The sequence below is a fragment of the Aquamicrobium sp. YD-1-mutant5 genome (assembly GCF_059509755.1).
Genome location: NZ_JCAKKP010000002.1, coordinates 312823 through 338134 on the forward strand (window position 1 = coordinate 312823; position 25312 = coordinate 338134).

Genomic DNA, 25312 nt, shown 5'->3' on the forward strand with positions numbered 1-25312 from the left:
TGCCATGAAGGCCGTCTTCGTCCTGCTCGATTCGCTCAACCGCCACATGCTGGGCGCCTATGGCGGCACGCGCATTCCGACGCCGAATTTCGACCGGCTGGCGGCGCGCTCCACAAGTTTCGACCGGCACTATGTCGGCTCCCTGCCCTGCATGCCGGCACGGCGGGACATGCTGACCGGGCGCCTGACCTTCCTGCACCGCAGCTGGGGGCCGCTGGAGCCGTTCGACAACGCCTTTCCCGAGATACTGAGCCGGCAGAAGAAAACCTACAGCCACCTGATCACCGACCATTTCCACTACTGGGAGGATGGCGGGGCGACCTACCACAACCGCTACGACTCCTACGAATTCGTGCGCGGGCAGGAAGGCGACCGCTGGAAGGCGATGGTCCAGCCGCACTGGGAGCGGCTGCGCGAGACCTATCACGCGCGCCAGTTCAGCGAGGAGCCGCGCTCCTATTTTCGGCAGAACATGGTCAACCGCGAGTTCATCCGCGAGGAAAAGGATTTCCCCTCGGTGCGCTGCTTCGCGGAAGGCTTCGAGTTCCTCGACCGCAACCGCGATGCCGACAACTGGTTCCTCCAGATCGAGACCTTCGATCCGCACGAGCCCTTCACCGCGCCGGAACGCTTCAAGGCCCCGTTCGACACCGGCTGGAAAGGCCCGATCCGCGACTGGCCGCGCTATGGCCGCGTCGATGAGCTGCCGGAGGAATGCGAGGAACTGCGCGCCAATTATTACGCCGTGGTTTCCATGTGCGATCATCTGCTCGGTCAGATGCTCGACTATTTCGACGAGCATGATCTGTGGAAGGATACAGCACTCGTCGTCACCTCCGACCACGGCTTCCTGCTCGGCGAGCATGATTTCTGGGCCAAGAACCGCATGAACCTCTATGAGGAGGTCGCGCATATCCCGCTGTTCCTGCACGACCCGCGTCACCCCGGGCGCGCCGGCACGCGCTCAGGCGCGCTCACCCAGTCGATCGACATCGCCGCCACCTTCCTCGACCTGTTCGGGGCCGAGCCGCCGCCGGAAAACGAGGGCTTTTCGCTGTCCGGCATGGCCGATGGCACCGAGCGGCGCAAGGGCGCGCTGTTCGGCTATTTCGGCGGCGCGGTGAACGTTACGGATGGCCAGCACACCTATCATCGCTTTCCCGAGGACCTGTCGAAGCAGGCGCTCTACCAGTACACGCTGGTGCCGACGCACATCTTCTCGCCGTTCACGCCGGCCGAGCTGGCCGACATCGAGCTGTCGCCGCCGCTGTCCTTCACCAAGGGCGCATCGCTGCTGAAAGTGCCGGTCATCGACCGCTCGCCCATGTACAACAATTACGGGCCGGGCAGCCTGCTGGAATCGGAAACGCGGCTCTACGATCTCGCCACCGATCCGGGGCAGGATGCGCCGCTGGACGATCCGAAGCTGGAAACGGCGATGACGGAGCTGATGAGCGGGCTGATGCAGGCCAATGGCGCGCCGCCCGAAGCCTTCACCCGGCTCGGCCTCGACATACCGGCGGGTGTGACATGACCGGCCGGGACGGCAAATTCGGCGACGCGGCCTCGCTGCGCAGCCTGACTGCGGATCTGTCGCAGATCGCCTCCGTGCGCCGCATCGTGCTCGATGACGGGCCGGGGCGCGGCGGGCGCATGCTGGCCTTCTCCACCGGCGGCGGGCTCGATTTCTGGGTGGCGGCGGACCGCTCGCTCGACATCGCCACGCTCTCCTTTCGCGGCGTTCAGCTTGGCTGGCAGAGCCCGGCCGGTTTCGGCCCGTCGCCCGGCCCGGAAGCCGATGGCGGCCGCGGGTTCGACCGCGCCTTTGGCGGCTTTCTCGTCACCTGCGGGCTGGAGCATATCCGCCAGCCGGCCAACGGAAACCCGCTGCATGGGCGCTTGCCCTATTCGCCCGCGCGTCTCACCGCCTATGGCGAGGACTGGGACGCGGACGAGCCGGTGCTGTTCTGCGAGGGCGAGGTGGTGCAGTGGCGCAATGGCGCCGACGCCTATCGCCTGAAGCGCCGCATCGAAGCGCCGATCGGCGGCACAAAGCTGCGCATCACCGACCGCATCGAAAATATCGGCCCCCGGCCGCTGCCGCTTTATCTGCTCTATCACTTCAATCTGGGCTATCCGGCCGTCGCGCCGGGAAGTGTGGTCACGCTGGATGGAGAACGCCTGATCGGGCCGCTGGCCATGCCGGAGGAAGGCCCCGTTCCTGCCAGCCTGCACCCTCTTCGCGGCGCGGGGTATGCCGTGTGCAGCGTCGATGCCGGCGCGGGCAGCCCGCAACTGCGCTTTGGCTGGGATGCCGCCCGCCTGCCCCACCTGCAATTGTGGCGCAACCTGATGCCGCGCAGCGGCGTGCTGTCGGTGGAGCCCTGCAATGTGGGGCGCAACGAGGATGGCTCGAATGCCGATGCGCCGCTGCTGGCGCCCGGCGAAACGTCTGCTTTTTCCGTGTCGGTCGAAGTTGGAACGGCTGGCGCCACATGAACAGGGAAAACGATCATGGCTGAGGTCAATCTGCGCGACGTGCGCAAAGCCTACGGTACGGTGCAGGTGCTGCGTGGCATCGATGTCGATGTCGCCGATGGCGAGTTCGTGGCGCTTGTCGGCCCGTCCGGCTGCGGCAAGTCCACGCTTCTGCGCATGATCGCCGGGCTGGAGGACATCGCGCAGGGCGAGATCCGCATCGATGACCGGCTGGTCAACAATGTGCCGCCCAAGCAGCGCGACGTGGCCATGGTGTTCCAGAACTATGCGCTCTATCCGCACATGACGGTGGCCCGCAACATGGGCTTTTCGCTGAAGCTGGCCGGCAGGCCGCAGAAGGAGATCGACGAGCGCGTGGCGGCGGCAGCCGCGATCCTCGACCTGTCGGCCCTGCTCGACCGCTATCCGCGCCAACTCTCCGGCGGCCAGCGCCAGCGCGTGGCCATGGGCCGTGCCATCGTGCGCGACCCGCAGGTTTTCCTGTTCGACGAGCCGCTTTCCAACCTCGACGCCAAGCTCCGGGTACAGATGCGCGCCGAGATCAAGGCGCTGCACCAGCGCCTGCGCACCACCACGGTCTATGTGACGCACGATCAGGTCGAGGCCATGACCATGGCCGACAAGATCGTCGTGATGCGCGACGGGCATGTCGAGCAGATCGGCGCCCCGCTCGATCTCTACGACCATCCGCAGAACATGTTCGTCGCCGGCTTCATCGGCTCGCCGGCCATGAACTTCATCAAGGGCTGGATCGAGGACGGCCAGTTTCACGGCCCCGGCAACATCATTGCGCCGGCTAAAGATAGCGGTGTCGACACCATGCTGGATGGCGTGGTGCTGGGCATCCGCCCCGAGCATCTGCTGCTCGATCCGGCCGGTGTCGAGGCAACCGTCACCGTGGTCGAGCAGACCGGATCGGAAACCTATCTGCTCCTCGATATAGACGGCCAGCGCATCAACTATCTTGGCCGCGAGCGCGTCGCCATCGGCCCCGGCGACAAGGTGCGCATCAGGCCCGACCCCGCACGCCTCCATTTCTTCGACGAGAAGACGGGCCAGCGGCTCGGCGCGCCGGCTTCCTCCGGCCTGCCCTCCGCTTCCCTCCCCTCCCCTGGCCTCCCCTCCCCCGAAAAACCGGGCACCGGGCGCGGCAGTTCTCCGCATGGGCGCAAGGCCGGACAGGAACCCGGCGCGCGCGCCCGGGCGGGGCTCGGCAGTGCGGCGGCGCGCGTGCTTTCGCTGGTCGGCATCCGCGCCGATGGCTACCGCCCCGAACTGCACTACATGCGCGGCAGCGGCCCGGCTTCCACCCGCGTCCGGGGCGGCGGCGAACCGCGCTGACCGCCTTCCGCACCTGCATCGCCGCCCGCATATGAGAGTGACATGACCACGCGACCCAATATCCTTTTCATCATGTCGGACGATCACGCCGCGCGCGCGATCTCCTGCTATGGGTCGGGGCTCAACAGCACGCCCAATATCGACCGCATCGCCCGCGACGGCATGCGGCTCGACCGCTGCTATGTCACCAATTCGATCTGCACGCCGAGCCGCGCCTCGATCCTGACCGGCACCTACAACCATGTGAACCGCGTCACCACGCTCGACACCCATATCGACAACCGCCTGCCGCATGTCGCGAAGCATCTGCGCCAGGCCGGCTACCAGACCGGCATGTTCGGCAAGTGGCATCTCGGCGAAGGCAGGGCGCACCAGCCGACCGGCTTCGACGAATGGTCGGTGTTTCCGGGACAAGGCGAATATTTCGATCCGGTGATGATCGGCCCCAATGGCGCGGAAACGGTGCCGGGCTATGCCAGCGATGTTCTGACCGACAAATGCCTCGATTTTCTGGAGCGGCGCGATCCTGAGCGGCCGTTCTTCATGATGTGCCATCACAAGGCCCCTCACCGCCCCTTCGAGCCGCATCCGCGCCATCGTCATCTCCATGCCGACGGCGATCTGCCGGTGCCCGAAACCTTCGACGACGATTACGCCAACCGGGCCGCTGCAGCAGCGGCCGCCAAAATGCGCATCCGCGCCGACATGACCTACAAGGACCTTGGCCTGGTGCAGCCGGAAGCAGGCGCCGAGGCCGGCGAGCTGCTGATTGCCGGCCGCAAGGACCGCAAGGTTCCGGACATCGCTCCCGGTCAGGAAATCCGCCTCATCGACGCCGCGACGGGAAAGAATTTTGTCTTTACCGACCCGCAGCAACTGGCCCTGTTCAAATACCAGCGCTACATGATGCGCTATCTGCAGACGGTGGCGGCGATCGACGAGAATGTCGGCCGGCTTCTCGACTATCTCGACGCGGAAGGGCTGACCGACGACACCATCGTCATCTACACTTCCGATCAGGGATTTTTCCTCGGCGAACATGGCTGGTTCGACAAGCGCTTCATGTATGAGGAATCGCTGCAGATGCCGTTCCTCATCCGCTATCCGCTGGGCATAGCGCCGGGTGCGGTGTCACGGCAGATCGCCATGAATGTCGATTTCGCCCCCACCTTCCTCGACTATGCGGGCGTGCGGGCCCCTTCCTACATGCAGGGCACCAGCCTGCGGCCTGTTCTGGAGCAGCGCGCGGATGCGGACTGGCAGGACGTCGCCTATCATCGCTACTGGATGCACAAGGACGATTTTCACAACGCCTTCGCCCATTACGGCGTGCGCGACGCGCGCTACAAGCTGATCTACTGGTACAATGATCCGCTGGGCGAGACCGGCGCCAATCCGGGCGATGAGCCGCCCGAATGGGAGCTGTTCGATTGCGAGGCTGATCCGTTCGAGTTGCATAACCGTGCAGATGATCCGGCTTTCCGTGATGTCTTCGTGACGATGCTGGAAAAGCTCGATGCGAAAATGGCGGAGATCGGCGATAGCCCCGAGCATGACAGTGCCTTCGTGCGGGCACAGCTCGGGCGCGGCTGAACGGGAATGAGCTGCTGCGCCAACTCCCGCACCCCGCACCAGCGGCCGCAGGAAGAGCCCGCTGCGGCCACCCCTCCGGTGAATTCTTCCTCCCCTGCTCCGAAGAATGATGCGGGCGCCCCTTCCCGCGCCCGCTTCGAGGCCGCCCGCTCCTTCATCGGCACCGACAGGCCGCTGATCGCGGCAGATGGGGAAGGCCCTGCCCGCCCGGTGCGTCTCGATGCCTTCGAGATCGAGACGGAGACCGTCACCAACGACCGCTTCGCCGCTTTCGTGGCCGCGACCGGCTATGTCACCGAGGCCGAGCGCTTCGGCTGGTCGCCGGTGTTCATCGGCCTGCTGCCGGATGGGGCCGGCTATTATGCCAATGAAGGCGAAACGCCCTGGTGGGTGCGCGTGGAAGGCGCCTCGTGGAAGACGCCGGAAGGCCCCGCCAGCGATCTGGCCGGGCGCGGCGACCATCCGGTCGTGCAGGTGTCGTGGAACGATGCAAGCGCCTTCGCGGCATGGAGCGGCGGGCGGCTGCCGACGGAGGCCGAGTGGGAACATGCGGCCCGCGCCGGTGTCGGCGACGTGCGCTATCCGTGGGGCGACGACGAGCCCGACGACACCACCATTTTCTGCAACATCTGGCAGGGCGTCTTCCCACACCGGAACACGCTGGCCGACGGCTATTTCGGCACCAGCCCCGTCCGCGCCTTCCAGCCCAACCGGGCCGGGCTCCACGGCATGGCCGGCAATGTGTGGGAGTGGACGCAGGACGCCTATCGCGTCCGCTCCCTCTCCAAAGCGGCGAAGGCCCGCAACCGCCATGCGGCGCTGGAGCAGGAGAAGGTGCTGAAGGGCGGATCCTTCCTCTGCCACGCCTCCTACTGCCACCGCTACCGCATCGCCGCGCGCTCCGCTCTGACCATCGGCTCCTCCACCAGCAATGCCGGCTTCCGGCTTGTCTACGATGTGGCGGCTTCCGCCGATTAGAGCGTGTCGCGATTCTTCGACTTCACTCTCGCGCTTTGACTTTCTGTTTTTGCATATCGCTCGAAGCCGGTTTCCGCTTGCGAGGGATATGCTTGGGTTCTCCGCAGCCATCCATCGTGTCAACTCGACCTGTATGAGATGAAACTGGTCTGGGAACGCATCGGAATCGTCACGCCCTTCTTTCGTGGGCGTCCCTCCTTCCCTGTTGAAGTAACCACAACGCCACCAATGGTCGCCGCTCATCGGCTCTTCTCTTCAAAGAATTCTGCCGACAACTGGCCATTGCAGGTTATGGATCGTGGGGCATTATCCTGCGCCTGATTTCGGATCGCTGGAAGGCTTGTCCGGATCGGCACGCCGAATGCCCTCTCCGCTTGGCCGGAAGCCGAAGCGATCTGGCTCCGCCTTGGAGATTCGCCACGCCGGTTTGGTGCGCGGGACCGCTCGCTCCATGGTGGGCCGACACTTTTGCGATTCGAAAAGGCACGTTGCTCGCGGCTCGATCCGAGCCTGATATTGCCATCCGACATCCACCCGGATCGCTTTCATCGACCGTCTTAATGTCTCGTGAAAGCCTTCTGTGTGCCCAAAGAATCCGCAACTATCCGGAAAACATGCGTTTTATCGAGTTGACAGCTGGCAACTCGTGCCGATTCGGAGCGTGGAATCGGTTGCAGAATGGTTAATTTCGGTTAACCCTCTTTTGCTTGACAGGAATCGGTATTTCACCCAGCTTCATCTACGGCAATTGCAGGTAAATATCGGTATTATCCGTAACTTGCGGCGGCCACTGTAAACTCAGGCGTAATCGCGTAGACTTGTGTCCATCCGGTGAGTCGGAGAAGGCCGTTTCCCGACAGGGGGACGGGTGTGTTTTTGTGCAGGCAGGTTCAGATATGACACTCGAGGTGCAGACCGCGCAGCACGCTGTCGTGCAGGGGCCGGCCGATCGCCAGATCGCCGCCGATGCCGAGCGGCTGTCGGCCGAGCTTGCCAAGCTGCGTGGGCGGCTGTTTCCGCCGAGCGCCATGAAGACGCTGCGCCCCTTCACCAGCGGCGAGGCGGCGCGGCTGATCGGCGTGACCGACGGCTATCTGCGGCAATTGTCGATTTCAGGCGAGGGCCCCTCCCCCGAGGTTGGCGCCGGCGGGCGCAGGCTCTATTCGCTGGCCGATGTGAACGCGCTGCGCGCGCATCTCGCCGGACAGGGTGGCGCCAAGGCGCGCCATTATCTGCGCCGCCGTCAGCCGGGCGAGCATTTGCAGGTGGTGGCGATCACCAACTTCAAGGGCGGCTCGGGCAAGACCACCACCTCGGCGCATCTGGCGCAGTATCTGGCCTTGCAGGGCTATCGCACGCTGGCCATCGATCTGGATCCTCAAGCTTCGCTGTCGGCCCTGTTCGGCTATCAGCCCGAACTCGACCTCAGCGGCAACGACACGCTCTATGGCGCGATCCGCTATGACGAGGAGCGGGTGGAACTGTCCAGCATCATCCGCCCCACTTATTTCGATGGGCTCGATCTGGTCCCCGGCAATCTCGAACTGCAGGAGTTCGAGCACACCACGCCGCAGCATCTGGCGGCGCGCGGGCAGGGCCGAGCCGGGGAGGCTGGACACGATCTCTTCTTCGCCCGCGTCCAGCAGGCGATCTCGACCGTCGAGGCCAATTACGACGTGGTGGTCATCGACTGCCCCCCGCAGCTTGGCTATCTGACGCTGAGCGCGCTGTGCGCGGCCACGTCCGTCATCGTCACCGTGCATCCGCAGATGCTCGACGTGGCCTCGATGAGCCAGTTCCTGTTCATGACCTCCGATCTGCTGGCCGTGGTGCGCGAGGCGGGCGGGGAGCTCAATTTCGATTTCCTGCGCTATCTCATCACCCGCTATGAGCCCAATGATGGTCCGCAGACGCAGATTTCCGGGTTCCTGCGCACCCAGTTCGGGGACAGGGTGCTGACCGCGCCGATGCTGAAATCGACGGCGGTGTCGGATGCGGGGCTTTCCAAGCAGACGCTCTACGAAGTGGGCCGCGAGAATTTCAACCGCACCACCTATGACCGCGCCTATGAGGCGCTGACGGCGGTGAATGCCGAGATCGAGGCGCTGCTCATCCAGTCATGGGGACGCAAGTCATGATCCGGTTGACAGCTGTCAACTTGTCCTGCGCGCTGCGAATCGGGATGCCCCTCTGCGGGCTTTTTGGCGCGATCTATCCACACCTCACGAATCTCCGCGATGATGCGCGGCAGGGAGGTGACGGCTCATGAACACACGCAAGAACAGGCTGCGCTCGCTGCTGTCCGGGGAAGCGCCCGCCGCTTCGGTCGACGATGCCAGTGCAACCGCTTCGCCGGTGCCGGCGTCCGAGCCGGCTGCCGCGCCGAAGCGGGCGACGTCGGCTGCCGTCAAGGCCATGGGGCTGACGCTCGGCTCGCTGTCGCAGGAAGCGCAGGAGGCCGGCCGGCTGCGCGAAATGCTCGCCGCCGGCGAGCGCGTGGTCGAGATCGATCCGCAATTGCTGGAGCGCTCGCCCTTCCTCGACCGCCTGAGTGATGGCGCGCGCAATGACGAAGATTTTGCAGCACTCAAGGCCAGCATGGCCGAGCACGGCCAGCAGGTGCCGGTTCTGGTGCGTCCGCATCCCGTCCCGGAGAAAGCGGCACGCGGCCTCTATCAGATCGCCTATGGCCATCGCCGTGCGCAGGCGGCCCGCGAACTCGGCCTTCCGGTGCGCGCCGTGGTGCGCACGCTGGACGATGCCGCGCTGGCGCTGGCGCAGGGCAAGGAAAACGCCGAGCGCCGGGCGCTGTCCTTCATCGAGCGGGCGTTCTTCGCCAAGGCGCTGCTCGATCATGGCTTTGACCGGGCGACGGCGCAGGTGGCGCTTTCCGTCCACAAATCGGAAATGACGCGCCTGCTGCAGGTCACCGAAAACGTGCCGCTGGATATCGTCCAGGCGATCGGCCCCGCGCCAAAGGCCGGGCGTCCGCGCTGGATGGAACTCGGCGAATTGCTGGCGGCCGACCGGGGCGGGCTGGCGCATGACGAGATCGCCCTGCACGCCTTCCGTGAGGCGGACAGCGACACGCGCTTCCAGCGGCTGTTCGATCGCCTTCAGGCGTCCGCGAAGCGGCGCGCCGCGGGTGGTGCCACGGGCGGGGCCCGCCGGATCGCGGATGCGCAGGGCAGGGTGCTGGGCGAGGTCGCGGTGGCGGGCAAGGCCGCGCGTCTGACCATTCCGGCCAGTGCCGGCAGCGGCTTTGCCGATTTCGTCGCCGACGAGCTGCCACGCCTGCATGCTGCGTTTCTGGCAGCGCAGAGCGACGGCAAGGCGGACTAGAGCATGTCGTCCGGAAACGGGATCCGGTTTCGGGCGGCACATGCAGGACGGGAATTGCAGGCGCAGGAAGCGACCCGAACGGACGCAAGGCGCTTAGAAAAAGGGATTTGCCGGCAGGGTTGCATCCTTCCCGGCATGTGAGCCGAAAACGGAAACCAGAAGCGGAGAAGCAGGCAAGAAAAAAGGCCCCCAGAACGTCACCATCCCGGAAGCCCCTTTCGATGTAGCAATCTGAAAGAATCACTTCCGCACATTATTGTCAAGCCGTGGTGCGTCCTGGCCGGGTGTTTTTATGCCTCGGAGATGAGGTGATTCTCATGACGGAGCGTTTTGCGACGACGCCTTTCGGCGGCGCTCGGATAAGTGCGGCCCAATTCCGGCATCGCGAGGCGGTGGACCGGCGCAGGGCTGAATTGAATGAAGGCGGCAACGATACCGGCCGCACCGAAAAGTGGCAGCTCATCCGGGCGCTGACCGAGGCGCGCGCTGCGTTCGGCCTGTCCGATCGCACCATCGTGGTGCTGGATGCGCTGCTGAGCTTCCATCCCGAGCGCGAACTGGACGGCGCGCAGCCGGTCATCGTCTTCCCCTCCAATGCGGAGCTTTCGCTGCGCAGCCGGGGCATGGCCGATGCGACGCTGCGCCGTCATCTGGCGGCATTGGTCGAGGTGGGGCTGATCCTGCGCCGCGACAGTCCCAATGGAAAGCGCTACTGCCGCCGCGACGGTTATGGCGGGGTTGAGAGCGCCTTCGGCTTCGATCTGTCTCCGCTGGCGCTGGCTGCCCCGGCCATCCACGAGGCCGCGGAAGCGGCACGGGCCCATGAGCGGCTGTGCAGGCGTCTGCGCGGCGAGATCACCATTCACCAGCGCGATGTCGCCAAGATCATCGAGGCGGGCCGGGAAGAGGGCGCAGGCGGCCAATTGGGCAGCCAGTGGGAGCGCTTTGCCATGGATCTGATGCCTTTGTGCCGTCGCCCTGGCCGCAACGTCTCCAGCCATGTCCTGGAGGAGCGCCGCGATGCTCTGGTCAGGCTTCGGGCCGAGGTAGAAACAGCCTATCTGAATGCTCTCGATAATCAGAATATGAGCGGCACTGACGCTGGTTCTGAGCGGCAATATCAGAATTCAAATATAGATCATCCATTTGAATATCGCTCAGAAAAAGAGCTGAAGCCGAAAACCGAGCCAGACCGCAAGCATCTGCCTGATGGGGAGGTTTGGCGGGAAGAGGAAGCAAGAGGGCCATCGGAGGCGGGCCGGGCGCCTGAAACCAAGAGCCAGCCGGTTCCGCTCGATTATCTGCTGAAAACCTGCCCGACGTTGGCCAGCTATGCCCGCGACGGCATCGGAGACTGGGGGGATGTGCTGGCAACGGCGCAACTGGTGCGCTCCATGCTGGGCATTTCGCCCGATGCCTGGAACAAGGCGTGTGCGTCCATGGGCAAACTGACCGCTGCAGTGGTCATCGCTGCCATTCTGGAGCGATCCGAAGCGATCCGCTCGCCGGGAGGCTATCTGCGGGCCCTGACCGAACGCGCCGAAAGCGGACGTTTCTCGCTGCTGCCGATGCTCACAGCTCTGGAAAGAGCAGGGGAGAAGGCCGTCGATGGGCTGAATTGACAGCTGGCAACTGCCTGCAAGGCCGATTTGGGTGCGGTGTGGCAGGCAGCATGACCATCATGCGGATGATTGCCCGGATTTTGTCCTCCGAGGGAGCCCCGGGCCGATGCAGGAGCAGATCAATGCGGGAAGGGGCGAAAAGGAGCTGTTGGAACGTGGCTCAGTCTGTTTCCCGTGCAGGTTGCTCCGGCAATGACGGGCGTTTCAGGGCCATTGTCTGGTGCGGGTCAAAAAAAGGGCCGCGCGTGATGCACGGCCCCTGTCATGGGAGATGGGTCGGGGGCAGAGCGCTTGCAGGCTCCGCTTCCCTGTCAGGCGGTCAGCTTTGCGCAGGCGTCCGCGATGCGCTGCAGGGCAGTGACAAGTTCCTGTTCGCCGGTGGCGTAGGAAATGCGGAAATAGGGCGAAAGGCCGAAGGCCGAGCCCGGCACCACCGCCACATGCGCCTGTTCGAGCAGGTAATCGGTGAAGTCGGCGTCGGTTTCGATCGCTTTCCCGGCCGGCGTGCGCTTGCCGAGAATGCCGGCGCAGCTGGCGAAGGTGTAGAATGCGCCTTCGGGCGTGCGGCAGGTCAGGCCATCGATGGCGTTGAGCCCGGCGACCACCATGTCGCGACGCTTGCGGAAGCTTTCCTGCCGGCCAGCCAGAAAATCCTGCGGCCCATTCAGCGCCTCGACCGCCGCAGCCTGCCCGATGGAAGAGGGGCAGGAGGTGGCCTGGCTCTGGATCACCGCCATCGCCTTGATCAGGACTTTGGGGCCACCGGCATAGCCGATGCGCCAGCCGGTCATGGCATAGGCCTTGGACACGCCGTTGATGGTGAGCGTGCGATCCTTCAGGCCGGGCTCCAGTGCGGCCGGCGTGACGAAACGAAAACCGTCATAGACGATGTGCTCATACATGTCGTCGACCATCAGCCAGACATGGCGGTGCTTCAGCAGAACGTCGAGCAGCGGGCGATAATCCGCTTCGCTGTAGGCCGCGCCCGAGGGGTTCGACGGCGAATTGAGCAGCACCCAGCGGGTTTTGGCGGTAATGGCCTGTTCGAGCTGGTCTGCCCGCAGCCGGAACCCGTTTTCCTCGTCGCAGGGGATCAGCACCGGCACGCCGCCGCAGATCTCCACGATGTCGGAATAGGAGGTCCAGTAGGGTGTCGGGATGATCACCTCATCGCCGGCATCGATGGTGGCCATGAAGGCGTTGAACAGGATCTGTTTGGCTCCCGTCGCCACCGTGACCTCGTCGAGCGCGTAATCGACGCCGTTTTCGCGGCGGAATTTCTCCACCACGGCCTTTTTCAGCTCCGGCGTGCCGTCGAGGCCGGTATATTTCGTGTCGCCGCGGTCGATGGCCGCCTTCGCGGCCTGCTTTACGTTATCTGGCGTGTCGAAATCGGGCTCGCCGGCACCCAGAATGATGACGGGCAGGCCTTCACGCTTCATGGCAGCGGCGCGGGCGCCGATCTGCAGGATTTTGGAAACGCCGACGGAGGCGATCCGCGAGGCGGGCCGGAAGCCCGCCTCCCCAATGTCAGACCTTGCGTTCATGGTGGCTTACTCGATGTCGAAGGACACGCCCTGTGCCAGCGGCAGGGCCTTGGAGTAGTTCACCGTGTTGGTGGCGCGGCGCATATAGGCCTTCCAGGCGTCGGAACCGCTTTCGCGTCCGCCGCCGGTTTCCTTCTCGCCGCCGAACGCGCCGCCGATTTCAGCGCCGGAGGTGCCGATATTGACGTTGGCGATGCCGCAGTCGGAGCCATCGGCGCCAAGGAAGCGCTCGGCTTCCTGCACGTTGAGCGTGAAGATCGATGAGGACAGGCCGGCAGCAACGGCGTTGTGATCGTCCAGCACGGCGTCGAAGTCGGAATACTTCATGACGTAGAGGATCGGCACAAAAGTTTCTTCCAGAACCGGGCCGGCCTGCTTCGGCATTTCGACGATTGCGGGCTTCACGTAATAGGCCGTGTCTTTGCCGGCTTCGGGAACGCGTTCGCCGCCGGTGACGATGCCGCCCTCGGCCTTCGCCGCGGTCAGCGCCTTTTCCATGGCGTCAAAGGCCTGCTTGTCGACCAGCGGGCCGACGAGGGCCGAGGTTTCCAGCGGATTGCCGACGGAAACGCTGGTGTAGGCCTTCTTCAGGCGCGGCACGAGCTGGTTGTAGACGCTTTCATGCACGAACAGGCGGCGCAGCGTGGTGCAGCGCTGGCCGGCGGTGCCCATGGCGCCGAAGGCAATCGCGCGCAGCGCCATGTCGAGATCGGCCGAGGGGCAGACGATGCCGGCATTGTTGCCGCCGAGTTCGAGGATCGAGCGGGCGAAGCGCTTCGCAAGGCGCGGGCCGACTTCGCGGCCCATGCGGGTCGAGCCCGTAGCCGAAACCAGCGCCACTTTTGCATTGTCGACCAGCGCTTCGCCGATGGTGCGGTCGCCGATCAGCACGGTGCTGAGATTGGCGGGGGCATCGCCGAAGCGGGCCAGCGCGCGCTCAAGGATCGCCTGACAGGCAAGTGCGGTCAGCGGCGTCTTTTCCGAAGGCTTCCAGACGATGGAATCGCCGGCGACCAGCGCAAGGGCCGCATTCCACGACCACACGGCGACGGGGAAGTTGAAGGCCGAGATGATGCCGACGACGCCCAGCGGGTGCCAGGTTTCCATCATGCGGTGGCCGGGGCGTTCCGTAGCGATGGTCAGGCCGTAGAGCTGGCGCGACAGACCGACGGCGAAATCGCAGATGTCGATCATTTCCTGCACTTCGCCGAGGCCTTCGGAGGTGATCTTGCCGGCCTCGATCGAGACGAGACGGCCGAGATCGGCCTTGGCGGCGCGCAGTTCTTCGCCCAGAAGACGCACCAGCTCGCCGCGGCGCGGAGCAGGCACCAGACGCCATGCCCTGAAGGCTTCATGCGCAGCATCGATGGCCGCGGCGGCCTCTGCTGCCGAAACGGTCTTCAGCGCGCCGATCTGCTCGCCGCTGACCGGGCTGAAGGAAGCCATGTTGCCACCTTCCCATGCCGCGCGGGCAACGCCCAGCTTGTCGAGAATGGTTGCGGTTTCCTGTTTGACGTCGACTGTCATGATGCGATCTCCGTTGTCGTGACTGGTCAGAAAGTTGCGGCCCCGAGGGGGCCCGGCGAAATGTTGGCCTTGAGCGCGGCGGCAAGCCTGCGCACTCCGGCCGGCGTATAGCGGTCGTAAACCGCCTGGTTCTTGCGCCCGAGCGCATGTTCGGCGCTGAAACTGCCGTCAAACTCCTCCACGGCGACGCGGAACACGAATTCCCGCAGCGCCGGCTCGAAAGCGGGGTCGGCAAGGCGCGGATCGTCCTTTGCCACCACCAGATTGAAATGCACGCCGCCATCGCCGATATGGCCGAAATCGCAGATGGTGATGCCGGTAAAGTGCTGCGGCAGTTCCTGCTTCATATAGGCGAGGAAGCGCATCACGTCACCGCGCCGGAACGACAGATCGAAGGCTATCAACCGCCCCGCGTGGCGCACGCCTTCCGAAAGCGCGTGGCGAAGCGCCCACATTTCATGGGTGGGGCCGACGAAAGCGTCTTCCAGCAACCCGTCTTCGCCTTCCCAGATCAGGCCCAGCACATCCTCAAGCACCGATTGCAGCCCCTGTTCGCCCTGGCGCGGCGCATTGGTGCGCGAAATTTCGGCAAGGATGACGAAATCGGGAACGACGCCGGCCTGAAACGGATTGCGCAGCGACGGCACATGATCGAGCGCGGCGCGGATGGCATTGCCCGACATGCCCTCGAAGGCGGAAAGGCCGGCGCCCAGCGCATCTTCCATGGCCAGAAGCAGGGCCGGAACATGGGCGGGCGAGGCGGGAACCAGCAGCGCGGTCGCCGACTGGCGCGGCAGCGGCTCCACATTCAGCACGCATTCGGTGATCACTCCGAAGCTGCCGGAGGTGCCGATGAAAAGCTGCTTCCAGTCGATGCCGGTGTTGTTCTTGCGCAGGCCGCTGCACAGATCGAGCACCGTGCCCTGTTCGTCGGCCAGCACCACCTTCAGGCCCAGCGTGTTGCGGCGCACATCGCCATAGCGCAGGAAGCGCGAGCCGCCGGTGTTGGTGGCGATCATGCCGCCAAGGCGCGGATCGGCGCCGAGATCGATGGGAAAGAACAGCCCTTCATCCTCCAGCCTGCCGTTGAGATCGGAGAGACGCAGGCCCGCGCCGGCATGAACGGTGCGGTTCAGCCTGTCGAGATCGCAGATGCCGGTGAGCCGGTCGAGGCTGAGAATACCCTGCGTGCCGGTGCCGTCCGGGGTCGAGCCGGAAACGAGGCCGGTATTGCCCGATTGCGCAATCAGCGTCAGGCCATGGCGCACGCAATGGGAAACGACGGCCGAGACCTCCCGAGTGGTGGCCGGGCGGGCAACGAAAGCGGCGCGCCCCTGATCGTAGCGCGCCCCGGTCTCATAACCCGACATGTCATCGCAGCCGCTGAGAAGCCCCTTTGGCCCAAGGATCTTCCGCAGTGCGCCGATATGATCTTCACTGATCATGAAAAGCCTTATTCCGCTGCCTGCGCCAGAGTGACCACGGCAAGACAGTTTTCGATGGAAGCCCGCTCGATTTCAGCATAATGGGCGAATTCGTCCAGCACGGAAGCGCCGAGATCGCGCTCGAACATGATCTGGTTGGGGCTGGCGGTAAACTCCTGCGCGGCGTCGTCACCAAGATTGGACTGGAAAATGCCGGCCGCGCTGACGGGCAGGAAATCCTCGTAGACGATGGGATCGAACTGCACCAGGCCTTGCGCGATCGCCGTTTCCAGATCGACCCCCATGGTGGCACTCGTGGCTGCAGCCTTGCCGGTTTCGGTCAGGCTGTAGCGGAAATAGCCGAGCCCGGCCTTGCGGATGCCGTTCCAGTCGTCGGGGAAAGCCGTGAACACATCGGCAAGTGCGGCTTCGTACTCTGCCGCGTTGGAGCCATCGGCGGCTGGGCGAACCCGCGCGCGTGTGTCGCCCAGCAGCTTGTCGTAGAGCGCGCGGCCTTTTGGCGTCAGCGCCACGCCGCGCTGCTCGATCTCGCCGAAGCGGGCGGTGTGGGAACCGGCCTGCCACGCCCCACCCGTGTCCTGAAAGGAAACCGCCTCCTCAAGCGCCTTGAACGAAGTCTGGCGCAGCAGGATCGGGCAGGCGCGGGTAGGGGGGCCTTCCACCACGGCCTTCGGCGCGATGCCATGCTCGGGCATCAGCTTCTGAACCCGGTCGATGTCGAGCGTGCGCGGGGTGAGGTGGTTGATGTGCGGACCACGGAACGAGACCACGTCGGCGATAAGCCGGTGGGCGTCATGCAGGCGCCTGTACATCCCGGCATCGACGATGGCCTTGTCGTGCCAGCGGAAGGTTTCCAGCACTTCGGTGACGAAATGTGCGGCGTCATCGCGTTCAAGCCCGCCATTGCGCTCGGCCTTCCCGATCAGCGCCACCGCGCCTTCGGTGAAGATGTTGCGGCCGGCGAGAACCTTCGCCGCCTCGCCGCGCAGCGTCTCGTCGGCGATGAGATCGAGCCGCAGCAGCGAGGTGAAAACGCGGAAGGGATTGCGCTTCAGGCTCCCATCTTCGACCGGACGAAAGGCGGTGGAATGCACCGGAACGCCCGCTGTCGACAGATCATAATAGCCGACCGGAACCATGCCCATGACGGCGAAGGCGCGGCGCATCATGGCAAGCTCATGGCGAGTGCCGAGGCGGATCGCGCCATGGCGCTCTTCGGAAATGCGCTCCAGCGAATCCGTCGCCGCCAGCCGCTGTTTCAGCTGCGGATCGTTGCCGAGCGTCTCCTCATTGACCTTGCCCACCAGCGTCATCAGCGTGCCATAGGCCGGCACCTCGTCGCGATACATGGCCGACATGGCGGCGGAGAAGGCGGAGCGGATGTCGTCGGGGGAGACCAGATGCGCGTTCATGGCGGTGCAAAATCCAGGCTGAGACTATCAATCATGCAGTTTTCAGATCATATTGCAGCCGAACCAACCGTTCCAATGACTGTTCGAACTGTTTTGATGCGATAGCGGAATGAACGCCAGCCGTACATTGATGCCGGACCTGATCGTGCTGCAGTCGTTCGAGGCCGCCGCCCGCCATGGAAATTTCACCAAGGCGGCAGCGGAGCTGAGCCTGACGCAGAGCGCGGTGAGCCGGCAGATCAAGCTGCTGGAAGACCAGCTCGGCGTTGCCCTGTTCGAGCGGATCCGCAAGCGGGTGGTGCTGACGGCGGCCGGCCACCAATTGCAGCCGGAAGTGCGCCAGCTGCTGCAGCAGGCCGAGCACATGATGCTGCGCGCCAGAGCAGCATCGGCCGGAAAGGTGCTGACGGTCGCCACCCTGCCGACCTTCGGAAGCCGCTGGCTGATGCCGCGCCTGCCCGATTTCATGGAGAGGAACCCCGGCGTGATCGTGGACGTGGCCTCACGCTCGCAGCCCTTCGACCTCACCGCGGAAAGTTTCGATCTGGCGATCCATTACGGCCAGCCGATCTGGGCGCATGCGAGCTGCACCTATCTGTGCAGCGAGATGATCTATCCGGTGGCGAGCCCGGCGCTGATCGGTAAGGCCGGCCTTGACGCTGTCGGCGATATCATCGGCCAGCCGCTCCTGCATCTCGCCACACGCCCGAAACTGTGGTCGGAATGGTGCCAGCGCAACGGGCTGAGCGACGAGGTGGCCTACAGGGGCAGCCGCTTTGATCAGTTCAGCATGATCATCGAAGGCGCGCTGGCCGGCATGGGGGTTGCGCTTTTGCCGAAATATCTGATCGAGGGCGAGCTTGCGAGCGGCACGCTGCGGCTTCTGGATGAAGCCCCGATGCCGACCGACAACAGCTATTATGTCGTTCTGCCCGACGGCAAGCGCAACAGCACATGGGGCCAGCTGTTTCAGGAATGGCTGCTGACGCAGGTCGCCGGCGGACTGGGCTGAATTTTCTGGTTCCGACATGGAGCAGCAGGCGCTCGGACGCGCGTTGCCGCCGCTATTGGAGTTGTTTTCCGGACCGCCTTCATGCGCGTCAGGCGATTCCGCCAGACTGGAACATGCTTATGGATGAACGTGTCCATATTGGCGGCGGTCGTCGCGGCCGTCGTTGCATAGGCCACCCAAAGAACGGGCCGCTTCACGGTCCGCAGTTCGCCCGCCATATCGGATGCCGGCTTGTTTCCGCATAAGGGGGCCTGCGGCTGGCCGTGAGAATTTTCCGCGTGGTTTCCGGGAACTGCATTTGTATCCGGGAAGCCGGATTTCTGTCGCGACGGGACAAGAGGGCGTTTTCTTCTTCGGCTGGGGGAGGGGCCTGCGGGAAACCCGTCGATTGCAGGACCGGGCTTTCAGGAGGTGGTTTCGTCCGCGCCTGCGTTGACGCCAGCGGCATCCCCGTGCGGGATGCGAACCATCAGTCTGCAAATCCGTTCACAGCATCCGCGCCTGTACGGGGATTGCGAAATGGCGGCGGGTGTTTCCAGTTCCGGTGCAATTGCCGGTGAAAACGGCGGGGACGTTCTGCCGAAACCGCCTTAAAGGCCCGCCGCCTTTGTGAGGTTGATGCGGAAACGGTCGCGGCGGCGCTGATATTTGCGGGTCATCTCGGCGGAGGCGTGGCCGAGCTGCTTTTGCAGATGCCGCTCTTCGGCTTCGGCCGACGAGGCGAGGCCTGCTCTGAGGGAGTGTCCGGCGAACAGGGCAGGGCGGTCCTTTTCGGAGAGATCGCCGCGGACCCCGGCGGCAAGTGCGGCGCGCTTGACCAGACGGGCCACCTCCTGATCGTTGAGACGGCCGGGGCCGACCTTCTTGCCCTGTCCGGTGACCCGGCGAAACAGGGGGCCGTGGGCGATGCGGGCGAGGTTCAGCCAGGTCTGCAGGGCAACGACGGGGCAGGTGGCATCGGCGGAACCGCGCCCGATCTCGACCTCGCGCCAGCCGGTCTTGCCACGCAGGGTGATGAGCACTCCGCCGTCCAGCACCTCGATCCAGCCGCGTCCGTCCTCGGTCTGGTCGCGGCCGCAGTCGAGCCCGACGATCTCGGAGCGGCGCAGGGCGCCGGCAAAGCCAAGCAGCAGCATGGCCCGGTCGCGCAGGCCGCGCAGGGTGCCGCGATCGAGCGTTTCCAGCATGGCGATCAGATCCTCCGGCAGGATCGCTTCCTTCTGGCGGGGAGGGGCGGCGTGGCGGTTGCGGATGCCGGCCATGACGGTGGCAATGTGCCGGTCCTTGCGGTCGAGGATGAGGCCGCGCTGCGCATAGTTCCATGCCAGCGCCGACAGGCGCCGCTCGATGGTGGAAACGGCATGCGGCTTTCTGGCCGCCGCGCGTTTGGCCGGCCGGCCGGGCGCATCATCTGCGGTTCCCGCGGCCAGGGCGGTGACGTAGAGGCCGACGATCTGCGGATCGGGCGGCATGGAGGCAAGCCCCTGACGCCGGCACCAGCTGGTAAAATGCGCCCAGTCGGCGGCGTACGCCCGGCGCGTATTGGGCGAGGCGGCGGCATCCACATAATGACGCGCACGCTCGGCCAGGTTTTGCAGATGCGCAGGCAGCGCGGCCCCGGCACCCTGCATTTCCGGCACGGAAGGCGTGCCGGCCCGCGCCTGACCGCCTTGATCGGGACGATCATGTTCCAAATCGGCGTGATCCAGACCGGCCCCACCCAGACCGGCGCGCCCCGGACTGGCTATACCCGGACTGTCCCCACCCAGACGGTCCGCACCCGGACGGGCCCGATCCTCCCCTGAATGGCCGCCCGCCTGCTCCTGTTGCCGGTTTTCTGCTGCCGTGCTCACCTGCTCGGCGGAAACGCCGTCTGCCGCGTCGTCGTCATGCAGGGCAGCAGAATTTCGCGCCATATCCTGCTCCTGTTCGGCGGAGACACCCTCTTCAGCCGCGCTTTCCGCGCCGGACCCCATGGTGCGGACCAGATCGACGATGTCGGGCAGATCGGTGTCAGGCATTGCGATTCGAGCTCCATGACGTGGCGAAAAGGCGAATCCGTCCCGCCAACGTGTTTCCTGCGTCGCGCTGCGGCTGGCAAGCCCGCATTTTCGCGCTTTTGCCCGCCGGGAGCGCCGATTGGGCATCCTGCAGCACAATGAACGATAAGGCAACATTATCCTTCTATATGTCTAAGAGACGGAGTGTGCGTTTACAGGCCGGTAATTTGAGAAAAGTGTTCTCACCGAACGAAGGAAAACCGGGAAAAAAGGTGTCGGGAATTGCCGGTGGCGATGCCTTCAGCCTGCCGTTCGCGCGCAGGTCGGTTTTGAACTCCGCGAAGACGCCGGGCATGTCGAAGAGCGCCCTGCCGGAGGCGGTCGAGGTATCGGCGGGAGGCAGACGACGCAGGAGTGCCACCTCCCCGAAGCGCCGGCCCGGTCTGTCGATGAGGATGCCGTTGCCGCGCCCCATGCCCGCTTACCCGCGCTGCGCGGGGAGGATGCTGCCCGTGCCCTTGATGTCGGAAGATTTGACGGCGTGAGCAGGCTTGCCGATCGTATCGGGACACGTCGGAGGGGGTGTGCAGACTGAGGCGGCGGCCGGGGATGATGGCGTTGTCCGAAATTACGCGCCTGATCCGCATCGCGGAACTCATGGATGCCGGCATCCATGTTTTGTGCGGCTATGACGGCCTGCTGCGCTGGATGGGGGCGGGCGACGTGGTCGGAAGCCGGCAAGAAGGCCATTCACACGGATATCGGGCAGGGGCCCTATCGCGAGCGACCGGGCCTTGCCGCCTCAGGCACTGGGGAGTTGGGTGAGCCGCGCTTTTGCCGCCGCCAGCAGCGGGAGCCTGAAGGTCCGTTCATGCTGGCGAAGGGCGTGCGGCGGCGCGACTGGTCATCCGCCTGCTCCTTAAGGTGTGTCGCGATCTTCCCGGTTGCCATGTCCACCAATTGGCGCGGTGCGCACCATGGTACGGGTGTCCGCCCCTGCCAGGGTTGCGCTACCCGTTCGCCTGACAGCGCTGGTCTGGCTGTGGCGTCTCTATGGGTGGAATGCAGCTGTCAGATTTCCCAGATTGTGCTCCATCACGGCCAGGATGTCCACATTTTCACCGGTCACGCCGGTGAGCACGACCGCATGCGCCGTCGCACCGGCAAGTGCGCCGGACAGGCCGGGCGGCGGCTCCGCGTCCAGCAGCACCACGGTGACGCCGTTGGCCATGAGCCCGCGGGGTTCTGTCGCAAACTCGGGTCCAGGAAGACTGGCGTAGGGATGTCGCTCCTCATGATCAGGAGCGCTTCATGTTTTCGGGCCGTCATTTCGACCCTTCGGTGATCCTGCTGTGCGTCCGCTGGTGTCTTGCGTACAATCTCAGCCTGCGTGACCTGGAAGAGATGATGGCCGAACGCCGCATTCGCTTCGACCATTCCACTGTGCATCGCTGGGTCGTTCACTTTGCGCCGCTGCTGCTCGCGCGTTTTAACCGACGAAAGCGTGCCGCCACCGGCAAATGGCATGTCGACGAGACCTACATCAAGGTTCGCGGTCGCTGGATGTATCTCTATCGCGCCATCGACAGTGTGGACGACACGGTCGAGTTCTTCTTCAGCGAGAACCGTGATCTTCTGGCTGCCAAGCGCTTTATCCGTAAGGCGATCAAACGTTACGGGCGACCGGAACGCATCGTCATGGATGGAAGTCAAACCAACCGGGAGGCAATCGTTGCCTGCGACGACGAAAGCCGCTTGCGCGATCCCTGGCGACGGAATCTCAAGCCCATCCGTATTCGCCAAAGCCCGTATCTGAACAATCGGATCGAGCAGGATCACCGGCGTATCAAGCGACGAATCCGACCTTTGCTGGGCTTCAAATCGATGAGCTGCGCCGCGACGATCCTCGCCGGTATCGAGATGGTTCATATGATGGGGAAACGACAGGCGATGTTCGCCTGCAATCCATCGCCGTCACTCACCAAGCAGTTCGAGATCCTCGCTGCATAGCATGCCATTCTTTCGTCCCGAAGACGAGTTTGCGACAGAACCGCATAGCCGGCAGCGTTGCATCCTGTGCCGGTGCCAATCTGACGGTTCTTCCCGCCAGGAGCGGAGGGTGTGGCGAACAGGCGGGTTTTGATGTCAGGGAAGCCGAAACGGCTTATCTTCCCGGATCATTCACCATGAGCGCCTGTTCGATGAAGGTCTGGATGCGTGCGGCATAGACGTGGTCGCTGATGCCCCGGCGGCGCCACTTGGCACGCTTGACGTACCAGTCCTGCAGTAACGGCTTGATGAGCGCGGCGGCGAAGGCTGGATCCTCGATGCGGAAGCGGCCGGTATGCATGCCTTCCTCCAGCACGGCAGTGAAGAGCGCCTCTGTTGCCTCTTCGCTCGCGACTGCTGCGCGGCGTCCGGCAGGCGGAAACGATTTCGCCTCCATGAAGGCAAAGACAAACCAGGGCAGCATCGCTTCGGTCAGGGCAATGTGGTTCGCCACGAGCCAGCGCAGATGCGCCACCGGATCGGCGTGCAATTCCTGCGGCGCGGCCGCCAGCACCTGCGTGATTGTCTGCGACACCTGCCCGAGTATCATCAGGAGCAGCGTGTCCTTGCTGTCGAAATAGGCGTAAAGTCCGCCCATGCTGACACCCGAGACGGCCGAAATCTCGCGCAGCGACGTGGCATGAAAGCCCTGCTTGTTGGACAGTTTCAGAATCGTGTCGACGATGCGGGTCAACTTGGCCACCGCAACATGCGGCTTCTGAACCTTGATGGTGTCGCGGTGCTCCGCCAGCATCGTCGCGCACAGGGCCTCCATCGAGAAGTCGCCAAGTTCCTTCAGCGTTGCCTGCACATTCATCGCCCGCTCCTCTCTGTCGTCCCGTGGATCGGCGGATTCGCCATCGTCAGTGTTTATGCCAGTTGACATCCAAGTGGTTAACTCCAATAAATCGAGCGAGCGCTCGTTTTACTGGAGGGGTAATGGATATCAGACTTGACGGCAAGACAGCTCTGGTCACTGGTGCGTCTTCCGGCCTTGGAAGGCATTTCGCAGCCATGCTTGCGGCTGAGGGCGCAACGGTTCTTCTGGCCGCGCGCCGTCGCGAGGCGCTGGAGGAGGCCTGCGCCGAAATCCACGCCACCGGCGGTAAAGCCGAAGCGGTCGTCCTTGATGTTGGCGATGAGGCTTCCATCGCCGCCGCCTTTAGCGGATTTGCGGTTTCGCCCGATATCATCGTCAACAACGCCGGTATCAGCGGCACGGCTCCTGCGTTCGATATCGACGCTGCCGCATGGGACAGCGTGCTGGACACAAATCTGCGTGGCGCTTTTCTGGTGGCGCGTGCTGCCGCTTCGGCGATGCGCGCGGCCGGCAAGGGGGGCGCGATCGTCAATATCGCCTCGATCCTTGGCCATCGCGTCGCCGGGAATATCTCGGCTTATGCCGCATCCAAGGCGGGGCTTGTGCATCTGACACGGGCGCTGGCACTGGAATGGGCGCGCCATGATGTTCGCGTCAATGCGCTGTGCCCCGGTTATATCGAGACCGATCTCAATCAGGACTTCTTCGCCAGCGAGGCCGGACTGGCGCTGATCCGCCGTATTCCGCAGCGCCGTCTTGGCAGGCCGGAAGAACTCGACGGTGCATTGTTGCTGCTGGCTTCAGATGCCGGCCGCTACATCACCGGCGCCTCGCTCGCCGTCGATGGCGGCCATCTCGTTTCATCGCTCTAAGAGATTCAGACATGGATTTCACCATTTCGCCGCGTATCGAAGATTATCGCAACCGTATCACCCGCTTCGTCGAGGATCGCATCCTTCCGCTCGAAGCCGATCCCGCCAGCTATGACGCGCATGAAAACATTCGTCTCGACCTTGCCGGCAAACTGCGGGAGGAGGCGCGGGCTCAGGGCTTATGGTGCCTGCAACTGAAAGAAGAGAGCGGCGGCCAGGGGCTGGGCAAGGTGGGCATGGCGGTGTGCTACGAGGCGATGAACCGCTCGATTTTCGGCCCCGTCATCTTCAATTCGGCCGCGCCGGACGACGGGAACATGATGGTGCTGGAAATGGTGGCGTCGCCGGCGCAGAAAGAGCGCTGGCTGCAGCCGATCGTCGACGGCAAGGTACGCTCGGCCTTCGCCATGACGGAGCCGAGTCCCGGCAGCGGTTCAGACCCGTCGATGATGCAGACCACCGCGACGCGCAAGGGCGACCATTATGTAATCCGGGGCCGCAAATGGTTCATCACCGGGGCCGGGGAGGCGCAGCATCTTATTCTGATGGCGCGGACTTCCGACGACCCGCGCAAGGGGTTGTCGGCTTTCATGTTTGACCGTAACCAGCCTGGCTGGCGCATCGAGCGCCGCATCGGGATCATGGGGCCGGAAGAGCATGGCGGCCACTGCGAGCTGATCTTCGAGGACATGGAAGTTCCGGCCGAAAACCTCCTGCTCGGGGAGGGCGACGGACTGAAGCTGACGCAGATGCGGCTTGGTCCGGCGCGGCTGACCCATTGCATGCGCTGGCTGGGCCTTTCCAAGCGCTGCGTGGAAATCGCCCGCATCTACGCTGCGGAGCGCTTCTCCTTTGGCCAGCAGCTTTCAAAGCGTGAGTCAATTCAGATGATGCTGGGCGATCTTGCCATGAAGATCGAGATCGGGCGGCTGCTCGTAATGAAAGCGGCCTGGGAACTCGATCGCGGCTCGTATGCCCGCAAGGAAGTGTCGATGGCCAAGGTGCATGTGGCTAATCTTTTGCATCAGGCCGCCGATGTTGCCATCCAGATAAATGGCGCGCGGGGCTATTCGAAGGACACCGTTCTGGAGTGGATTTACCGCTATGCGCGGCAGGCACGACTGGTCGACGGCGCCGACGAGGTCCACCAAATGGTTCTGAACCGCAATCTTGAAGCCGACGGCGATGATTTCTGGAAATGGCAGGTCGCCGGGTGAGGAGCGGGTGGTCTGACGACGGATAGCAGGCAGGAG

General features: G+C 64.3%; 19 protein-coding genes and 1 pseudogene. 12 read left to right on the forward strand and 8 right to left on the reverse strand.

Annotated elements, in window-relative coordinates:
* Nucleotides 1-4: 4 nt before the first annotated feature.
* From AC5XE7_RS04035 to repC, 8 genes and pseudogenes are all read left to right on the forward strand, one after another.
* Nucleotides 5-1534 (forward strand): sulfatase, encoded by a 1530-nt coding sequence (locus tag AC5XE7_RS04035; RefSeq protein WP_495364906.1) that lies wholly within the window; start codon nucleotides 5-7, stop codon nucleotides 1532-1534.
* Entirely contained in the window at nucleotides 1531-2499 is a 969-nt protein-coding gene (locus AC5XE7_RS04040; protein ID WP_495364907.1) for a DUF4432 family protein, read from the forward strand. Before AC5XE7_RS04035 ends, AC5XE7_RS04040 begins: the two co-directional genes overlap by 4 nt.
* A gap of 15 nt (nucleotides 2500-2514) precedes the next feature.
* Nucleotides 2515-3564: pseudogene (locus tag AC5XE7_RS04045) on the forward strand (ABC transporter ATP-binding protein); the annotation flags it as partial.
* A 318-nt stretch (nucleotides 3565-3882) separates the two neighbouring features.
* Nucleotides 3883-5433, forward strand: a complete 1551-nt coding sequence (locus tag AC5XE7_RS04050) for a sulfatase family protein (RefSeq protein WP_495364908.1) — start codon at nucleotides 3883-3885, stop codon at nucleotides 5431-5433.
* Between the two features lie 6 nt (nucleotides 5434-5439).
* Nucleotides 5440-6411: a formylglycine-generating enzyme family protein gene (locus AC5XE7_RS04055; protein ID WP_495364909.1), complete on the forward strand. Its 972-nt coding sequence runs from the start codon at nucleotides 5440-5442 to the stop codon at nucleotides 6409-6411.
* Between the two features lie 896 nt (nucleotides 6412-7307).
* Nucleotides 7308-8549 (forward strand): plasmid partitioning protein RepA, encoded by a 1242-nt coding sequence (gene repA / locus AC5XE7_RS04060; RefSeq protein WP_495364910.1) that lies wholly within the window; start codon nucleotides 7308-7310, stop codon nucleotides 8547-8549.
* 127 nt (nucleotides 8550-8676) lie between these two features.
* Nucleotides 8677-9753 (forward strand): plasmid partitioning protein RepB, encoded by a 1077-nt coding sequence (repB, locus tag AC5XE7_RS04065; RefSeq protein WP_495364912.1) that lies wholly within the window; start codon nucleotides 8677-8679, stop codon nucleotides 9751-9753.
* Between the two features lie 317 nt (nucleotides 9754-10070).
* Nucleotides 10071-11375, forward strand: coding sequence for a plasmid replication protein RepC (gene repC, locus AC5XE7_RS04070; protein ID WP_495364913.1), 1305 nt, complete (start codon nucleotides 10071-10073; stop codon nucleotides 11373-11375).
* Between the two features lie 311 nt (nucleotides 11376-11686).
* Here repC and AC5XE7_RS04075 read toward each other — a convergent pair whose 3' ends face one another.
* Genes AC5XE7_RS04075 through hglS form a run of 4 tightly spaced genes read right to left on the reverse strand, consistent with a single transcriptional unit; the run spans nucleotide 11687 to nucleotide 17306 of the window.
* Nucleotides 11687-12922 (reverse strand): pyridoxal phosphate-dependent aminotransferase, encoded by a 1236-nt coding sequence (locus AC5XE7_RS04075; protein ID WP_495364914.1) that lies wholly within the window; start codon nucleotides 12920-12922, stop codon nucleotides 11687-11689.
* 6 nt (nucleotides 12923-12928) lie between these two features.
* On the reverse strand, nucleotides 12929-14449 hold the full coding sequence (amaB, locus tag AC5XE7_RS04080; RefSeq protein ID WP_495364915.1) for an L-piperidine-6-carboxylate dehydrogenase: 1521 nt from the start codon (nucleotides 14447-14449) through the stop codon (nucleotides 12929-12931).
* Between the two features lie 26 nt (nucleotides 14450-14475).
* On the reverse strand, nucleotides 14476-15894 hold the full coding sequence (locus tag AC5XE7_RS04085; protein WP_495364916.1) for an FAD-binding oxidoreductase: 1419 nt from the start codon (nucleotides 15892-15894) through the stop codon (nucleotides 14476-14478).
* A gap of 8 nt (nucleotides 15895-15902) precedes the next feature.
* On the reverse strand, nucleotides 15903-17306 hold the full coding sequence (gene hglS / locus AC5XE7_RS04090) for a 2-oxoadipate dioxygenase/decarboxylase HglS (protein ID WP_495364917.1): 1404 nt from the start codon (nucleotides 17304-17306) through the stop codon (nucleotides 15903-15905).
* Nucleotides 17307-17415: 109 nt separating this feature from the next.
* Here hglS and AC5XE7_RS04095 point away from each other — a divergent pair, with 109 nt between their 5' ends.
* Complete coding sequence (locus AC5XE7_RS04095) at nucleotides 17416-18318, forward strand: LysR family transcriptional regulator (protein WP_495364918.1); 903 nt, start codon at nucleotides 17416-17418, stop codon at nucleotides 18316-18318.
* A gap of 590 nt (nucleotides 18319-18908) precedes the next feature.
* Here AC5XE7_RS04095 and AC5XE7_RS04100 read toward each other — a convergent pair.
* The 3 genes from AC5XE7_RS04100 to AC5XE7_RS04110 all read right to left on the reverse strand — a co-directional run bounded on the left by AC5XE7_RS04100 (nucleotide 18909) and on the right by AC5XE7_RS04110 (nucleotide 21549).
* Nucleotides 18909-20339 carry a site-specific integrase gene (locus tag AC5XE7_RS04100; RefSeq protein ID WP_495364919.1) on the reverse strand — a complete coding sequence of 477 codons (1431 nt, stop codon included), beginning with the start codon at nucleotides 20337-20339 and terminating at the stop codon, nucleotides 18909-18911.
* Between the two features lie 163 nt (nucleotides 20340-20502).
* On the reverse strand, nucleotides 20503-20793 hold the full coding sequence (locus tag AC5XE7_RS04105; RefSeq protein ID WP_495364921.1) for a recombinase family protein: 291 nt from the start codon (nucleotides 20791-20793) through the stop codon (nucleotides 20503-20505).
* 576 nt (nucleotides 20794-21369) lie between these two features.
* Nucleotides 21370-21549, reverse strand: coding sequence for a hypothetical protein (locus AC5XE7_RS04110; RefSeq protein WP_495364922.1), 180 nt, complete (start codon nucleotides 21547-21549; stop codon nucleotides 21370-21372).
* Nucleotides 21550-21629: 80 nt separating this feature from the next.
* On the opposite strand from AC5XE7_RS04110, the gene AC5XE7_RS04115 reads away from it, so the two are divergent.
* Complete coding sequence (locus AC5XE7_RS04115) at nucleotides 21630-22328, forward strand: IS6 family transposase (RefSeq protein ID WP_495364923.1); 699 nt, start codon at nucleotides 21630-21632, stop codon at nucleotides 22326-22328.
* 154 nt (nucleotides 22329-22482) lie between these two features.
* Here the strand turns inward: AC5XE7_RS04115 and AC5XE7_RS04120 are convergent, their stop codons facing one another.
* Nucleotides 22483-23184 carry a TetR/AcrR family transcriptional regulator gene (locus tag AC5XE7_RS04120; RefSeq protein ID WP_495364924.1) on the reverse strand — a complete coding sequence of 234 codons (702 nt, stop codon included), beginning with the start codon at nucleotides 23182-23184 and terminating at the stop codon, nucleotides 22483-22485.
* A gap of 122 nt (nucleotides 23185-23306) precedes the next feature.
* On the opposite strand from AC5XE7_RS04120, the gene AC5XE7_RS04125 reads away from it, so the two are divergent.
* Both AC5XE7_RS04125 and AC5XE7_RS04130 read left to right on the forward strand, forming a co-directional pair.
* Entirely contained in the window at nucleotides 23307-24059 is a 753-nt protein-coding gene (locus AC5XE7_RS04125) for an SDR family NAD(P)-dependent oxidoreductase (RefSeq protein ID WP_495364926.1), read from the forward strand.
* An 11-nt stretch (nucleotides 24060-24070) separates the two neighbouring features.
* Entirely contained in the window at nucleotides 24071-25276 is a 1206-nt protein-coding gene (locus tag AC5XE7_RS04130) for an acyl-CoA dehydrogenase family protein (RefSeq protein ID WP_495364927.1), read from the forward strand.
* Nucleotides 25277-25312 lie beyond the last annotated feature (36 nt).